We start from the raw sequence: 15,623 nt of genomic DNA on the forward strand, positions 1-15,623 counted from the left end.
AAATTTGGTTCAACGCGGAAGCTTTTTTGCCTAGTTGACTGGCTAGATTGATGGCTGTGTAACACCTAATAAAACATTTATATTACGATGCACGCTATCGATCTAGACCAAACCATAACAGAAGCTTTCCCAGACACTCTGCGCGTGTGCGCCCTTCATGCTTTCGCTTATTGTCCTCGCCTTTTCTACCTAGAAGAAGTTGAGGAACTCTACACTCAAGATGCTGCTGTCTTTGCTGGACGGCAGTTACATGAGAAAATAGAGCAGCAGGAAGACGAAGAATGGCTCGACCTTTATCTTGAAGATGAAATCTTGGGGTTAAGAGGGCGAGTAGATGCTTTGCGTACCCGCGATGGGCAAACAATTCCCTACGAACATAAACGCGGGCGTTGCTATCGAGACGATCGTAAACCTCAAGCATGGGAGAGCGATAAGCTGCAAATTTTAGCTTATTGTTGTCTGCTAGAGGCAGCATTAGGAATTACAGTTTCGGAAGGAAGAATCCGCTATCATGCCGACAATGTGTTGATTCGCGTTCCTTTGGACGAGCCAGGACGTCAATGGGTTAAAGATTCGATTCAACAAGCAAAACAGTTGCGGAAGTCTGCCTATCGTCCTCCTGTAACGAATAATGAGCATCTGTGTACCCGCTGTTCGCTATCTTCGGTTTGTCTGCCAGAAGAAGCACGGTTAGCACATAACAAAGAATGGCATCCCTTACGTTTATTTCCTCAAGATGACGAACGCGAAGTACTGCACATTCTCGAACCAGGAACTAGGGTAGGACGTACAGGAGAACAACTAAAAATTAGCCGCCGCGATCAAGCCGATGAAAAGGTTTCTGTTGGGCAGGTTAGTCAAGTCGTTCTTCATAGTTTCGCTCAAATTTCTACCCAAGCTGTCCATTTTCTGGCTTACAAGGATGTTGGGATTCACTTTGTTTCTGGGGGAGGACGTTATATCGGTAGTGTCGATACTCGTTCGGGGAGTATTCAACGGCGCATCCGTCAGTATCAGGCATTAAGTCAATCGGATTTTTGTCTGGAACTGGCACGAAAACTGGTGAATTGTCGCGGCGAAGGGCAACGCAAGTTTTTGATGCGGGGAAAGCAGAAGAGCAAATCAGATAAGGCGGAACTAGAATATGCGATCGCACAAATGAAAGCGGTTCTTAAACAAGTTCCTCAAGTTCAATCACTGGAATCTTTGTTGGGGATTGAGGGCAATTTGGCTGCACTCTATTTTGGGACATTACCGCAGGTGTTGGCTTCAGATACCTCTGACTTACTAAAATTCTCTGGTCGAAATCGTCGCCCTCCCAAGGATCGGTTTAATGCTTTATTGAGCTTCGGTTACTCTTTGTTAATTAAAGATGTAATGAATGCCATTCTCACGGTTGGTTTAGAGCCAGCTTTGGGATTTTATCACCAACCCCGTACCCAAGCTCCGCCATTGGCATTAGATCTGATGGAAATTTTCAGGGTTCCTTTAGTCGATCTGATTGTCGTTACTTCTATTAATCGCAATCAATGGGATGTTAATACTGATTTTGAGGTGAGAGGTCAACAAGTTTGGCTTAGCGATCGCGGACGGCGAAAATTCATCAGTATCTACGAGCAACGCAAGTCAGAGTCTTGGAAACATCCCGTGACTGGTTATTCATTAACCTACCGCCGTTTATTAGAACTAGAAGTTCGATTGCTCGAAAAAGAGTGGTCAGGCGAAGGTGGTTTGTTTGGGCAGTTGATTGTGCGGTGAGGCAGTATCATGGCAGAACTGAAGAATTGGTATTTAGTCTGTTACGATATTCGCTGCCCTAAGCGATGGCGTAAAGCTTACAAGCTGCTGGAGGGTTACGGAGAACGTGTTCAATACTCGATTTTTCGTTGTTGGTTAAGTCAGCGGATGCGAGAAAAGCTGCGATGGGAATTGGAGAGAGTTCTAACGAAAGAAGACGATTTAATTTTGATTCGTCTTTCTCAGCAGTGTGTGAAGGATTTGCCCAAGTACAATCGTCCTAATACTTGGTTGTTAGACGAAAAAGGTTTTCGGGTAATTTAAAAATGCAAGTACCTCTGAATGTGGCAGCCAAATAAAGCATGAAAACAGCCCTGTGTACTGTTTTATATAGCTTAGAGGTTAAAAAAACACGTACTGAGGTGCTTGCAAAACGGCCAAACCCTTACTGTACAGGGATCTTGAAACCAAGGAAAGTATGTTTTTATTGTCCAATTGGTCATTTCTGGTCATCTATGAGGAGGTGCTTGTGTAATGTAGCAGGAATACTTACCAAGAAATGGTTTCAGCGTTCGGCGTGTTTTAACCTTAGATGCCACAAGGCGTTGATCACACGGGCTTGCCTGTATCCTTGTCCAATGACATAGATAGTGTTTTAACCTTAGATGCCACAAGGCGTTGATCACTTTTGATTTTCTAACTCAAGCTCCCGAATGCGATCGCTGTGTTTTAACCTTAGATGCCACAAGGCGTTGATCACGGAACTAATCGCTATTTCGTTAGCGGAAGTCTTGGGTGTTTTAACCTTAGATGCCACAAGGCGTTGATCACGCTATATTTAATTCTTTTTTCACCCAATTACGAGCGTGTTTTAACCTTAGATGCCACAAGGCGTTGATCACTCGATAGCCGCGCCGCTCGCCATCAGCCGTTCAGGAGTGTTTTAACCTTAGATGCCACAAGGCGTTGATCACATCATCAATTTCCAAAACAGCACAGACATCCTTAGGTGTTTTAACCTTAGATGCCACAAGGCGTTGATCACTTTCTGATCCTGGAACGTATGGAAATCCGTTAAAGTGTGTTTTAACCTTAGATGCCACAAGGCGTTGATCACAAGCTGTGCGCCAAAACTTCGGAAGTCTTCAGATGCTGTGTTTTAACCTTAGATGCCACAAGGCGTTGATCACGTGTAAGTCAGTTAGAATCTGACCTACAGCGCCTTGTGTTTTAACCTTAGATGCCACAAGGCGTTGATCACTGTTTATTTCTAGCTGCACTAACTTTAGGTACCATCAACATGTGTTTTAACCTTAGATGCCACAAGGCGTTGATCACACCTTCCCTAGCTTGACTGCGCGTCGTAAAAATCGCGTGTTTTAACCTTAGATGCCACAAGGCGTTGATCACACGCACGCGGGATTGGTGGGCGTTTATTGCAGCAGTGTTTTAACCTTAGATGCCACAAGGCGTTGATCACTTTACGTCGAAAGCGTGGTTTGACTGAGTAAACGCGTGTTTTAACCTTAGATGCCACAAGGCGTTGATCACATACCGCTGTTGCGATTGGTGACGACGAAGTTACTCTAGTGTTTTAACCTTAGATGCCACAAGGCGTTGATCACTGATAGTAAATACGCCTTAGAAGTTGCAAAATGTGGTGTTTTAACCTTAGATGCCACAAGGCGTTGATCACATTCAGGCAGCGGGGAGAATCAGAGCGAACAATCGGTGTTTTAACCTTAGATGCCACAAGGCGTTGATCACAGTCTCGTAATGGTGCGCGCGTTGAGTTTTTAAAGAGTGTTTTAACCTTAGATGCCACAAGGCGTTGATCACAATAGCGCTAGCGCGTCTTACACACGCGTCTAGGCGGTGTTTTAACCTTAGATGCCACAAGGCGTTGATCACGCATGATTGGGCTTGCTGAGGCTGCTGAGGATTTTAAGTGTTTTAACCTTAGATGCCACAAGGCGTTGATCACTGTAAGGCGCGTTACACCATGAAATTCAACAGATGTGTTTTAACCTTAGATGCCACAAGGCGTTGATCACTGCTGGGAAGCTTTCTGCCCGTGTACGGATTGACAAGTGTTTTAACCTTAGATGCCACAAGGCGTTGATCACAAAACCGTAACACCATCAACCCAGTTATTCAAAGCGTGTTTTAACCTTAGATGCCACAAGGCGTTGATCACGCAAACCAGATGCGATTGCGCGCTGATTTTAGCTTAGTGTTTTAACCTTAGATGCCACAAGGCGTTGATCACATCCAGATATCTGCGCCCAACGACTCAGCAATTTCTGTGTTTTAACCTTAGATGCCACAAGGCGTTGATCACCGGCGTGCCTTGCGGCTGTAGATTTTCACTGTGAGGTGTTTTAACCTTAGATGCCACAAGGCGTTGATCACTTTTATCCTGCTTTTCTGATGGTGTGGCACTATACTGGTGTTTTAACCTTAGATGCCACAAGGCGTTGATCACGTCGCGTTGTGGGAACTAGCAACAGCGCCACTAACAGTGTTTTAACCTTAGATGCCACAAGGCGTTGATCACACTACATGTGCGGTTACCGTAACGCAACGCTAACTCTGTGTTTTAACCTTAGATGCCACAAGGCGTTGATCACTTGATGAGGAGATCGGATGGATTTCTAGTAGAAGCGGTGTTTTAACCTTAGATGCCACAAGGCGTTGATCACAATGAAGATGAATGAGCAGCCAAATTCACGAGCGATGTGTTTTAACCTTAGATGCCACAAGGCGTTGATCACATATTCGTTACTGTTTAATTATTGTAGTAAGCTAGTGTTTTAACCTTAGATGCCACAAGGCGTTGATCACTTACGTGGGTCTAGTGCTTCTCCTTTGCCCAAACCTGTGTTTTAACCTTAGATGCCACAAGGCGTTGATCACTACCTAACCATTCCACGCGAAGACTTCGAGAAAAAGTGTTTTAACCTTAGATGCCACAAGGCGTTGATCACCTAGCTGCATCAAAAAGTACGTCTGCACTAAAGCTGTGTTTTAACCTTAGATGCCACAAGGCGTTGATCACTCTATAGGTTTGTAACTCATGGTCGTCTGAATGTTGTGTTTTAACCTTAGATGCCACAAGGCGTTGATCACCTTCCCAAAGTTCTTCTCTGAGTTCGGGCTTCTCCTGTGTTTTAACCTTAGATGCCACAAGGCGTTGATCACAAGATGAATTCCTAATTTACGTCGTAGATGAGGAGGGTGTTTTAACCTTAGATGCCACAAGGCGTTGATCACAGGATAATCAGCACTGGAGACTACCCAAATCAGAGTCTGGTGTTTTAACCTTAGATGCCACAAGGCGTTGATCACAAAGTCTACAGCAGCCAAGCACGCTGCATAGGGTTCGTGTTTTAACCTTAGATGCCACAAGGCGTTGATCACAGCGAGCAATCAAGTCGATTGACTTTTTAGCAGTGTGTTTTAACCTTAGATGCCACAAGGCTTTGATCACCCTTAAACAACGTGCGCCAGCTATCAGGCTTACCTGCGTGTTTTAACCTTAGATGCCACAAGGCGTTGATCACGAGGAGTAGGTAAATCACTGCTCTCCTACGATATTGTGTTTTAACCTTAGATGCCACAAGGCGTTGATCACCTAAATCGGCCGTTTTTATCCTACTTCTTACAGTCTGTGTTTTCACCTTAGATGCCACAAGGCGTTGATCACGGAATTAGTACCGATTGCTAGCGATCGCTATGAGGATGTGTTTTAACCTTAGATGCCACAAGGCGTTGATCACTGGTGATTGCCCGTGACTCGATTCAACAGATTCATCGATGGTGTTTTAACCTCACGCGATCAAGTGCTAACATTCCCTATTGAGATGAGTCCTAGCGATTCTTCGGGAGATATTAAAGCATCCCATAAGGCTTTTCAATTATCTGTATCAATCCAGAATTTGGATCAAATCACCACAGCGAATCGTACCACCTTGCACGACACTGGCGTAAACGCCCACGTTGCCATTATTGTGCTGCACCGCTGTTTTAAGAATACTTGGATCGTTGGGTAAATCGCCTTGCGGTAATGTTGTCATCACACAACGGGGACAAAAGCCTGTAATTTTGATTTGAACTTCCTCCCCGATCGCAACTATGCGGTCAATCCAGTCGTTTTCGATAAAATTGTTACTCGTAGTCGAAGCAATTTCAATATTAGGACGAAATCTGCGCATCTCAAATCGTCCTGATGGAGTTAATTGCTGTAAGCGTTCGATTGTTGCTGTTGTAAGTAGATGCAGCGTCGCTAAGTCAAAAAAAGTACTCGCAGGTATCTTCTCATCTGTAACTGTTTCTCGGTGGGGAAGCCCATCCATGTCTAGCCAGTATTCTTCTAGGATAGGTTCGGGTGGTGCGGTTGATGCGAGTGTTACCTCACGTCCTAAAACACTGGAAAGTAACTCGTTGATATTTTCTTGTTCGCTTGATAGTTTTGTGCCGTCTGGGAGGGTAATTTCAACGGAAGGAATGTGAGTTGTTGTCGGTAAATCAACAAAAGCAGCATGGAAGTCGAATAATTTAGCCCATTTGCGAGGATTTTTGGCGCTGACGACTTTACCTGTAGCTGATTCAATCAAAGCATAAGTGCGATCGCCTACTATTCCTTGTTCGCTAATCGCAGTTGCATCCAACTTTTCCCCCATCATTGATTTAACAGGGTAACGCCACAAGGAAACAACCGAACCAACTACCGACGCTGCTCTCATCACAATACCTCATTGATACTTATTACGGTTAGTCGTTTTAATTCGCTTTCTCCAACGATTCTTTGAACGACGCTGCAATAAGCTACCAGATGCAACTATACCTATTAAAGTTATTGGTAGTTGCCATTGCTGTTTTTTTGAGCTAATAATTCGTGATTCTCTTCTCGTGGGTTGATGGATTTTATCAGCTGTAGAATTGTACGCTGTTCCTGCTAATGAAAAAGCACTTGCAGCAATTAAAAGGCTCAAAGCTACGGGATTTTTTGCTAGAGGTTTACTACTTTTAATTTTGTACGAAGCGTAGATAAACCAGAGGAATATAAGACCACTAACAATCAGTAAAAAAGTAATAATGAATTGATTGTTGCCAAAGGTGTAAATTGGTCCTTCAGCTTCAAGAAATTCTTTTGGATTGCTAAACGGACTACTCATATTTTTCTTCCTTGTTTATTCTTGCATTCCTGGGTTTGGCTCTAATCTTCCTGTTACCGCTTCAGTACAATTTTGTGCAGCGACTGTTGCTGTTGCCCAGTTCATACTATATTCGGGATAGCCCTCTACACCTAAATCAGCGATGTCTAATCCAGCAATTTCTTCATCGCGAGATACACGCAAAAGATTTAATCTTTTGAGTAGCCAACTTGTAGCATAACCTGGAATAAAACCTAAAACGATGACACAAATTAAGGTAGGAATTAACTGTCCAATAAAACCTGTGACAGGTACACCTTCACCTTGAGGGTATCCAGTAGCTAATACTCCTACTGCTAGACTGCCGAGTAACCCACAAAAACCATGAACGCCAAAAGCACCTACTGCATCATCAATGCCAATGCTTTCAATAAATAAAGCAATTTTTGGCATTAAAAATGCACCGAAGAAAGCTAAAATAATCACAACAGTTGGATGGTATAGATCCATGCCAGCACCAACTGAAATAATTCCCGCAAGTCCTCCAGAAATTGTGAAAAAAGGATCGGCTTTGGAAGAAATATAAGCCCCAATAATTCCCGCAGCTAGTGCCAGTGTTGTATTGACTCCAATTGAAGCTAAAGTCATTGGAGTTCCGTAAATTGTTGTTTCTCTGGTGTAACCTGGTAGGAAAATTAAACAAGCTGCTAAAAATGCATAAAATCCAACAAAAATGAGCATTAAACCCACCATTGTTAACGGTAGATTGTGTGGTAAAATTGGTCTAGAATTTCCTCTTTCATCGTACTTACCAATCCGAGGACCAAGATTAAGTAATACGCCTAAAGTAAAGAAGCCAGAAACACCATGAACCACTGCTGAACAACCAAAATCGTGATAGCCAAATGCAGTATAAAACCAACCAAACGGGTTCCATCCCCACGCCGCAGCAAGCACCCAGGTAAATGAGCCTAAAACAATTGATAATATAATATATGCACCAATTTTAACTCGTTCGATTAAGGCTCCTGAAAGAATTGAAGCTGTAGTCATGGCAAATAAAGCAAAGGCAAAAAAGAAAACTCCGGTTAAATGGTCGGCAGTATTTGGTGCTAAAGCAGGCGACCAAGGATAAGATGTTTCTACAACTGCCATTGCCGCTTTTACGGTGTCGTTTGTCGCAGGATTTGTCCAAGGACCAAGGATTCCACCGCTAACAGGAAATAGCGGAAAAGCATTATAAACCCACCAGCCGAAGAAGAAAAATGCAAGTCCTACACTGGAGAGGGTTAGCAAGTTTTTTACCATCGTAGCGAGAACGTTTTTTGTGCGCGATGCACCGCCTTCGTAGGCAAGAAAACCCGCGTGAATGAGTAACATGAATACAGAGGCGTAGAAATAGTAGCTCTCTGAAACGAAGGTTCCTAGAAATTCTTGTGCTTCAGCATTCATGAGTAATGCTTGGTAAGTTCATACTTGCGATCGTGTTATTACAAGTTTGCGGCTGGTAGTCTTTATTGTTTGTAACCAGTGTTACCAATGGAAAGTTTATACGATTTCACTTTGAACTTACTACAAATAGGCAGCTTCAGGAGCCTGCGCCGTGCGGGGGTTCCCCCCGTTGAGGCGACTGGCGTGGGCAGAGGGGCAGAGGAAGCAAAGGAGAAATGATTTGTCGTTTTTATTTAGTGAAATGGTATTAGATTCGAGTTTCATACGGTATTGAGTTAGTTTCTAAATTATCAGGATACTTTTCAAACACTAGCTAAATATGCATACCGATATCATTTAAAACTTGAAAATAGCCCTCATTGCGTTCTCGTATAGCAAAAGCATCTGAAATAGCAAAGGAAAATATTAGAACAGAAACTTTTTTTCCCATTAAGCCGATCGCCGATGAAACTCCGCACTTCCTCAACTCGTTTTTGATATTGATTGAGAATTTCTTCTGCCTTTTCTCCTGACCTAGTAATTGAGCAACATATCGAAAATCTTAGTCTGCCTTTGGGAAATTAAGGAATTTGACCCTGTGAATGAATTGGTCAAATGCGATCGCCACACAATACACTAAACGTCTTGCACGAACCCTCTGATATGTCATATTAAGATTGCTACAGATGGCTGACGCGGAAGGAAACGCGGGGATTCATTTGTAGCTAGCATTTAGGCAATTGGTATTAATTCTAATTCCCGAATTGTGGAAAGCCCAAAAACTTTTCTCCCCTACTTTTTTGCTTCCTACGACTGCCCCATGATAAAATCTGTACCTGCAAGCGGTAGTTTTGCCATTGCAGAGGCTTCGAGCGTGAGTGCAACTAAGTCTTCGCGTTCGAGGTTGTGGACGTTCGATTTACCGCAAGCGCGGGCTAGACTTTGCACTTCCATCACTAAAGATTGCAAGTAATTTGCAACATAAGTTGTTGCTTCGTCAACGGGTAGCCGTTGCATTAAGTCTGCGTCTTGGGTAGTGATACCTACTGGGCACATTCCGGTATGGCAATGGTGACAGTGATAAGGTTCAGTGCCTAATTTGTGGTAATCTTCTATATATACAGGTTTATTACAACCCATCGCAATTAAAGTTGCAGTTCCCAAACTGACAGCATCTGCGCCTAAAGCTAAGGCTTTAGCAACATCAGGTCCTGAACGAATACCACCGGAAATGATTAACTGTACTTCTCCATAAACACCGATTTCTTGTAAAGCTTCTACAGCTTGCACCAGCGCTGGAAGCGTGGGAATTCCAGTGTGTTCTTGAAAAATGCTTTGCGTAGCGGCGGTTCCTCCTTCCATCCCATCAAGGACGATCGCATCTGCACCCGCTTTGACCGCAAGTTTGACATCATCTTTAACGCGGGTAGCGCCCATTTTGACGTAAATCGGAATTTCCCAATCAGTGGCTTCGCGCAATTCTTCTATTTTTATTCTGAGATCGTCAGGACCAATCCAATCAGGGTGACGACACGGCGATCGCTGATCGACACCTTCGGGTAATGTCCGCATTCCAGCGACAACTTTATTCACTTTTTGCCCTAGTAGTAAACCACCACCGCCAGGTTTTGCCCCTTGTCCGACAACAATTTCAATCGCATCAGCTTTTTTCAAATCGGTTGGATTAAAACCATAACGCGAGGGTAGGCATTGATAAACTAACTTAGAGGAAGCTTCGCGTTCAGCAGGTAGCATTCCACCATCACCCGTTGTTGTTGAGGTTCCGAGTAAGGTTGCAGCGCGCCCTAGTGCGACTTTAGCGTTGTAAGAAAGTGCGCCGAAACTCATTCCGGCAATTGTAATCGGAATTTCTAGTTCCATCGGGCGTTTAGCGTAGCGCGTACCAATGAATGTTTTCGTTGTGCATTTCTCGCGGTAGCCTTCGAGAGGAAGTCGCGTGAGGGAAGTTGTCAGAAAAACGAGATCGTCAAAGCGAGGAACATTCCGCAGCGCCCCATACCCGCGAATGATATAGCGTCCTAATTCTGCACGTTCTTGAATTGCGGCGATCGCTTCGGGCGTATACGTGCTACTTGTTTTTAATACTTTTTTTTCACTATCCATCACTTTACTCTATTCCCTACTAGCGACTAACTGCTTTATTCTTCGGCGTTGCTGAACAGAAGTATGATTTTCCCCCCTCGGCCACGCCAGTTGTACGCCACTTGCACTCAACGAGGACACCCCCAATGGCGCAGTGGTTCCCCAATTCTGGGGGGAACCAAATCTTTCAAAGTCCCCCCAGTTTGGGGGATTTAGGGGGCTGATACGAGTACGGTTACTTAACGATTCATACATTGATTAAGCAATGCCTATTCTTCCTCTCATTACCCCTAATAATTCGCCCAATCTTTCGCTTTGAAGTGATACAGTTGTTTAGCACAAACGACTTTTTTAAAGTTGTAGTCTCTAGCGCTTATACTAAGTGCTGAGAGTTCTTGTTCTAAAAGTTGCCAGTCGGCATCGTTCATCGGTTCAAGTTTGGCGTCTGCACCTAATGAGTTGATTTCTCCGCCGACGAATATAGTACCGTCGTAGATGGAATCGGCTAAATTTGCTCCTGCATTGCCACACACAATCATGCATCCCTGCTGCATCATAAATGCTGAACCGTAGCCGACATTACCCGTTACAATGATTGTTGCACCTTTGAGCGAAATTCCGGCGCGCGGTCCTGCATGACCAAGAATGCATATTTTACCTCCGTGGGCAGATGCGGCGGCGTTGGCGGAAGCGTTGCCGTGAATGGTAATATTACCACTCATGAGATTTTCGCCGACTGACCAACCACAATCACCAAAAACTTCGATGTTGATATTCTCGCTTAGTCCGCCACAGTAGTATCCTACGGGTCCTTCGATTGAGATCGCAATGTTTTGCGTAATGCCGACGGCAAGGTTATGTCTTCCTGCGGGGTTGAGGAGTTTAACGGTGGGGATGCTTTCGGATGCTAGGGCTTTGAGTTTTTGATTGATTTCACGGGTGGTGAGGTTGGTGCAGTCGATTCGGGTTTGTTGGAAGATTGTTTGGTGCATGGAGGGTTTGGGGAAGAACCGCAAAGGTGCATAGACGCCCGTAGGGCGGCTTCTCGTAGAGTAGGATGCAAAGAAGAAGTTTGATCTGGTTTTATACGAGTTCTAGGTGTGGAGTTGGTTTGTTGGTGGTTGACCAAGTTTTGATTTCTCCGGCGTCGGGTTCGGAGATTTTGGCGTTGGGGTTGTAGTGAGGGAGGTTGAGGAAGCAGCGGTATTCGGAGGCGATCGCAACCATTTCTGGCGTTTCATAGATAACTGCTGGTTTGGCGGCGAATTTGTCGCGGACAAGTGCAATTTTATCAGTGGTGGCGACGAGAAATGTGTATGTACCGTCGATGTCGTTGAGGAGATTTTGCAGGGATTGTTCGAGCGAGTAGCCTTGCAGAAGTTGGTAGCGGATGTAGTGTGCGATCGCTTCTGAATCGTTGTCAGTTTCAAACACGATGCCTTTTTTTTCTAAAGTGAATCGCAGTTTGTAGTAATTTGAAATTTGTCCGTTATGCACAATGCATAAATCGGGTGCTGAGGTGAAGGGATGCGAGTGATACGTATCGACAATTGATTCGGTTGCCATGCGCGTGTGTCCGATTCCATGACTTCCGGTAAAGTTGTTTAATTGGTACTTCTGAAATAAGTTTTCTGCTGTGCCAACTTCTTTGTATATTTCTAATAGCTGCCCTGTACTCATCAAATGTACTTGCGGAAAAGAAATCGCTAAGTGTCGCTTAATCTGTGCTAAATTTAATGGCTTATCTGTTGTGTCTAGAATGATCCGCCTACCGTTCGCGATCGCATCAAATTCAATAACTTTAGTTTGCTTTTCCCACCAGTGTTTTACTTCTTCCCAAGAGACATCTTCCGCAGCAAATAACAGAATTTTTAATTGATGCGTTGCTGATCCATAAACTCCTACTCCACAAGAATCAGGTCCTCGTGTTTCAAGTGGTTGAATTAATCTTAAGAGATCGTTACCTAAATTCTTGTATAGTTCTGGTTGACGATAAATAATTCCTGCTATACCACACACAATCTATCCCTCCCGAAGCATAAAGCTGAAATATAGCAACCTCAAATAATTTAGAAAAATCGTCTCTAACTCTTCCCTTGTCTTTCTTTTGTGTGCTTTGTGCCCTACCCTACGGGAAGGCTACGCCTATGTGATTTATTTCAAAAAGACCAACGCCTCAAACTACGATTGCTATAGCTAGGTAAATTTTATCTTGTTATAACAAGAATAGATAACTCAATCTGTGTCTAAAATTACCGATTTTTTTAGGTTTCCTTGTCAACCTGAATAGTAGTGCCCTGCTTTGTCAACGTCACCGAGTAGCACAAAGTATCAGCGCGTGAAAGCGTTTCGCCGCAAATAACTGGTTTGTCTCCTGTTGTATAAGCCACGTAGCGATTGACAAGCAACGGCGCACCTAGAGGGATGTCTAAGTATTCGCTGACTTCGTGCGTCGCATGGGTGCATTCAATGATTGTTTCCACGCGTTCGATCGCTACACCATTGCTATCAAGTGTCGGGTAAATTAAGCTTGATTGTAGTTCGGTTGCAAATGTCTTTCCCAAATCAAAAGGAATGTAGGTAATGTCTACTGCAACAGGATTTTGATCCGTGAGGATGACCTTTTTCTGGCAATAAACTTGTGGTGTACCCTCCTCTAGCTGTAACTGCTTACACACCTTGGGCGAAGGCACAACGGTATCAAAACTGAGGCTGTGAATACTAGCGGTAGAACCTTGACGCGCCATGTCTTCATCAAAGAAGATCAACGGATTTGATAGCGATCGCGTCACCTTCTTTCGATCTTTAACGAAAACTCCCTTACCGCGATGCGAAATCACTAACCCTTGATTGACTAAATTGGCGATCGCGCGGCGCACAGTAATTCGACTCACATTAAATTGCAACATCAACTGATGTTCGCTCGGTAGTTGCTCTCCTGGTGCGTATTCATCGCTCAAAATTTGCTCGCGTAGCTTTTCTGAAATTGCTAAATGCAAGGGAAGATTGGAATTAACTGCTACTATCGATGTCATTGAAAATATTTGAGAGCCTTTCTTTAATTGTGTCATGTATCGCTTTTGCTATGGCTCTAGATAAATTCAAACATACTTGTTATAATAAGTTTTCTTGCCGCAAGGTCAGGTAACATTCATCACCAATCACCTCGCTTGCTTTCATTAGGAGAATTCTGAATGGTTGAGACAGCAGATATTGTTGTAGTTGGTGGAGGGTGTATTGGCGCATCAGTTGCGTTGTACTTGGCACAAAATCACGCGGGTAAGGTAGTACTGCTAGAACAAAAAGAACTCGCGAATGGTGCATCGGGTAAGGGTATCGGGATTATCCGTACGCACTACACACACCCTGTTTTAGCCGAACTAGCCTATCTGTCTCAACAACGCTTTCACAATTTTAAAGAACTCTATGGTGGTTACGACAGTGGGTTTAATCCTTGCGGTTACTTCGTGTTAGTCGGAGAATCGGATGTCGCCACGCTCAACGCTGTTGTGCAAATGCATCAATCAATGAATATCAAGGTTGATTTGATGGATTTACAGCAAGTGCAAGCACAAATTCCTCACCTCAACCTTAACGATGTCGCTGCTGTAGCGTATGAACCACACTCAGGTTATGGTAGTCCACCGCAAACAACACTGGCGTTTGCCCAACGCGCCACAGATTTGGGGGTAGAAGTGCTGACACATACGCCTGTTAAAGATATCCAGTTGGATGCAGCAGGCAAAATTCAAGGTATTATGACTACTCAAGGGGCGATCGCTACGCGTACCGTTATTGATTGTGTTGGTCCTTGGGCAAGAAAATTCACGCAAAATTTGGGGTTAGAATTTCCTGTTCATCCGGTTGTGGAACACGTTGTTGTTGTTCAAAGACCAGTCGAATTTTTGCAAAATCATCCTGTTGTGTCTGACTTGGTAAATCTCTGCTATTCGCGTTCCGATACGCAGCAACCATTAACGCGAATTGGCAATTCTGACCCTAAATATCATCCGCAATTCATGTTAAAAGATGCTGATGATTTTCACGGGCAAATTTATCCGCAAATTACTGAAGAATTACATCAAAAACTCATTCAACGCTATCCAATTCTCGAAAAAGGCAAAGTTGTTGAGAAGTATTCGGGAATCTGGGGCGTTACACCCGATTATCAACCGATTATCGACCACCTCAACCATATTCCAGGCTTATACTGTGCCGTCGGTTTTAGCGGTCACGGTTACAAACTCAGTCCAATTATTGGTGAATTGATCAGTCAATTTATTCTCGGCGATCGCTCAAGAATTGATAAGTTAAATCTCTTTCGCTTCAGTCGTTTTCAAGAAGGTGCCTTAATTACTTCACCCATCAGTTATGGAAAAGCAAAAGGATTGCGCTGAAAATAGTAAAGAGTGCTTGCCAAACCCCAATTCTAGTTGTAGACTATTTCTTATATAATGGAAATCTGTGCAATTAGAAAAGAGTTTTAATATTTCCATTATAAAGAATATAATAGCAGGAAAACTCCTCAACTCAAATAGGTAATACCTCCTAATCGCAGTGGAAACATTCTTAAGCATCTTAACGTTGAGAAGAATAGCAGTAGAGGACGTTGCAAAATATAAGTAAGGGGTAAAAATGTTATAGCAGAGGTCAGTTGACAGTGAAGAGAGTAGGAAGACTTTGTCAACTGTCAACTGTCAACTATCAACTGTCAACTATCAACTTAGCGTGTTCAATGTCCTAACTATTCCTTCGACTGCTATAAAACCATTACCCAACAATTTGAATCAAAAGATTAAAACAATGTCCAAGCTCATAAAAACCCTAATAAAAGGTGCGATCGCAACTCCCCTGATTGCAGCAAGCGTGTATACATCAAGCGCTTTAGCCCAAACGCCAAACACCCCAGCCCCAAGCAATAACGCGCAACCAGGTTGCCTTTCAGGGTATCCGGATGGAACGTTTCGAGGCGATCGCCCAGTGACGCGCTACGAATTTGCAGCAGGATTGAATGCTTGCCTAGAACGCGTCAATCAACTGATTCCCAACCGCGAAAACCTGGCAACACGCGCCGAATTTGAAGCCTTAATTCAACGTCAACGCGAACTCAACGCCGAAATTCGCGAACTCAACGGTAGAGTGAGTGATGAGTGATGAGTGGTGAGTTATGTAAACAAACACTATTTCTCCCTTGCT

General features: G+C 43.8%; 11 protein-coding genes and 1 CRISPR repeat array. Of the genes, 4 read left to right on the plus strand and 7 right to left on the minus strand.

Going from position 1 to position 15,623, the window contains the following annotated elements; all coding sequences use genetic code 11:
• Nucleotides 1–87: 87 nt before the first annotated feature.
• Nucleotides 88–1,758 carry a type I-MYXAN CRISPR-associated endonuclease Cas4/Cas1 gene (gene cas1 / locus GLO7428_RS15130; RefSeq protein WP_015189440.1) on the plus strand — a complete coding sequence of 557 codons (1,671 nt, stop codon included), beginning with the start codon at nucleotides 88–90 and terminating at the stop codon, nucleotides 1,756–1,758.
• Nucleotides 1,759–1,767: 9 nt separating this feature from the next.
• Nucleotides 1,768–2,061, plus strand: coding sequence for a CRISPR-associated endonuclease Cas2 (gene cas2 / locus GLO7428_RS15135; RefSeq protein ID WP_015189441.1), 294 nt, complete (start codon nucleotides 1,768–1,770; stop codon nucleotides 2,059–2,061).
• Nucleotides 2,062–2,314: 253 nt separating this feature from the next.
• Nucleotides 2,315–5,516: direct repeats of the CRISPR family, unit length 36 nt; unit sequence GTGTTTTAACCTTAGATGCCACAAGGCGTTGATCAC.
• A 147-nt stretch (nucleotides 5,517–5,663) separates the two neighbouring features.
• Here the strand turns inward: cas2 and GLO7428_RS15140 are convergent.
• The 7 genes from GLO7428_RS15140 to GLO7428_RS15170 all read right to left on the minus strand — a co-directional run bounded on the left by GLO7428_RS15140 (nucleotide 5,664) and on the right by GLO7428_RS15170 (nucleotide 13,462).
• Nucleotides 5,664–6,482, minus strand: coding sequence for an MOSC domain-containing protein (locus GLO7428_RS15140; RefSeq protein ID WP_015189442.1), 819 nt, complete (start codon nucleotides 6,480–6,482; stop codon nucleotides 5,664–5,666).
• Nucleotides 6,483–6,491: 9 nt separating this feature from the next.
• Nucleotides 6,492–6,914, minus strand: coding sequence for a hypothetical protein (locus tag GLO7428_RS15145; RefSeq protein ID WP_015189443.1), 423 nt, complete (start codon nucleotides 6,912–6,914; stop codon nucleotides 6,492–6,494).
• Between the two features lie 15 nt (nucleotides 6,915–6,929).
• Nucleotides 6,930–8,345, minus strand: coding sequence for an ammonium transporter (locus GLO7428_RS15150; RefSeq protein ID WP_015189444.1), 1,416 nt, complete (start codon nucleotides 8,343–8,345; stop codon nucleotides 6,930–6,932).
• Nucleotides 8,346–9,131: 786 nt separating this feature from the next.
• Nucleotides 9,132–10,448 carry an FMN-binding glutamate synthase family protein gene (locus GLO7428_RS15155; protein WP_015189445.1) on the minus strand — a complete coding sequence of 439 codons (1,317 nt, stop codon included), beginning with the start codon at nucleotides 10,446–10,448 and terminating at the stop codon, nucleotides 9,132–9,134.
• A 269-nt stretch (nucleotides 10,449–10,717) separates the two neighbouring features.
• Entirely contained in the window at nucleotides 10,718–11,419 is a 702-nt protein-coding gene (locus GLO7428_RS15160) for a glutamate synthase (RefSeq protein WP_015189446.1), read from the minus strand.
• 91 nt (nucleotides 11,420–11,510) lie between these two features.
• Entirely contained in the window at nucleotides 11,511–12,446 is a 936-nt protein-coding gene (locus tag GLO7428_RS15165) for an N-methylglutamate synthase subunit A (RefSeq protein WP_015189447.1), read from the minus strand.
• Between the two features lie 245 nt (nucleotides 12,447–12,691).
• A complete protein-coding gene (locus GLO7428_RS15170; protein ID WP_041919200.1) occupies nucleotides 12,692–13,462 on the minus strand; it encodes a GntR family transcriptional regulator in 771 nt (256 codons plus the stop codon).
• Nucleotides 13,463–13,621: 159 nt separating this feature from the next.
• Between GLO7428_RS15170 and GLO7428_RS15175 the strand changes: the two genes are divergently transcribed.
• Nucleotides 13,622–14,824 carry an FAD-binding oxidoreductase gene (locus GLO7428_RS15175; protein ID WP_015189449.1) on the plus strand — a complete coding sequence of 401 codons (1,203 nt, stop codon included), beginning with the start codon at nucleotides 13,622–13,624 and terminating at the stop codon, nucleotides 14,822–14,824.
• 406 nt (nucleotides 14,825–15,230) lie between these two features.
• On the plus strand, nucleotides 15,231–15,581 hold the full coding sequence (locus GLO7428_RS15180; RefSeq protein WP_015189450.1) for an S-layer homology domain-containing protein: 351 nt from the start codon (nucleotides 15,231–15,233) through the stop codon (nucleotides 15,579–15,581).
• Nucleotides 15,582–15,623: the final 42 nt, after the last annotated feature.

Origin of the sequence: Gloeocapsa sp. PCC 7428 (genome assembly GCF_000317555.1) — a bacterium.
In the GTDB taxonomy this organism is placed as follows: domain Bacteria; phylum Cyanobacteriota; class Cyanobacteriia; order Cyanobacteriales; family Chroococcidiopsidaceae; genus Chroogloeocystis.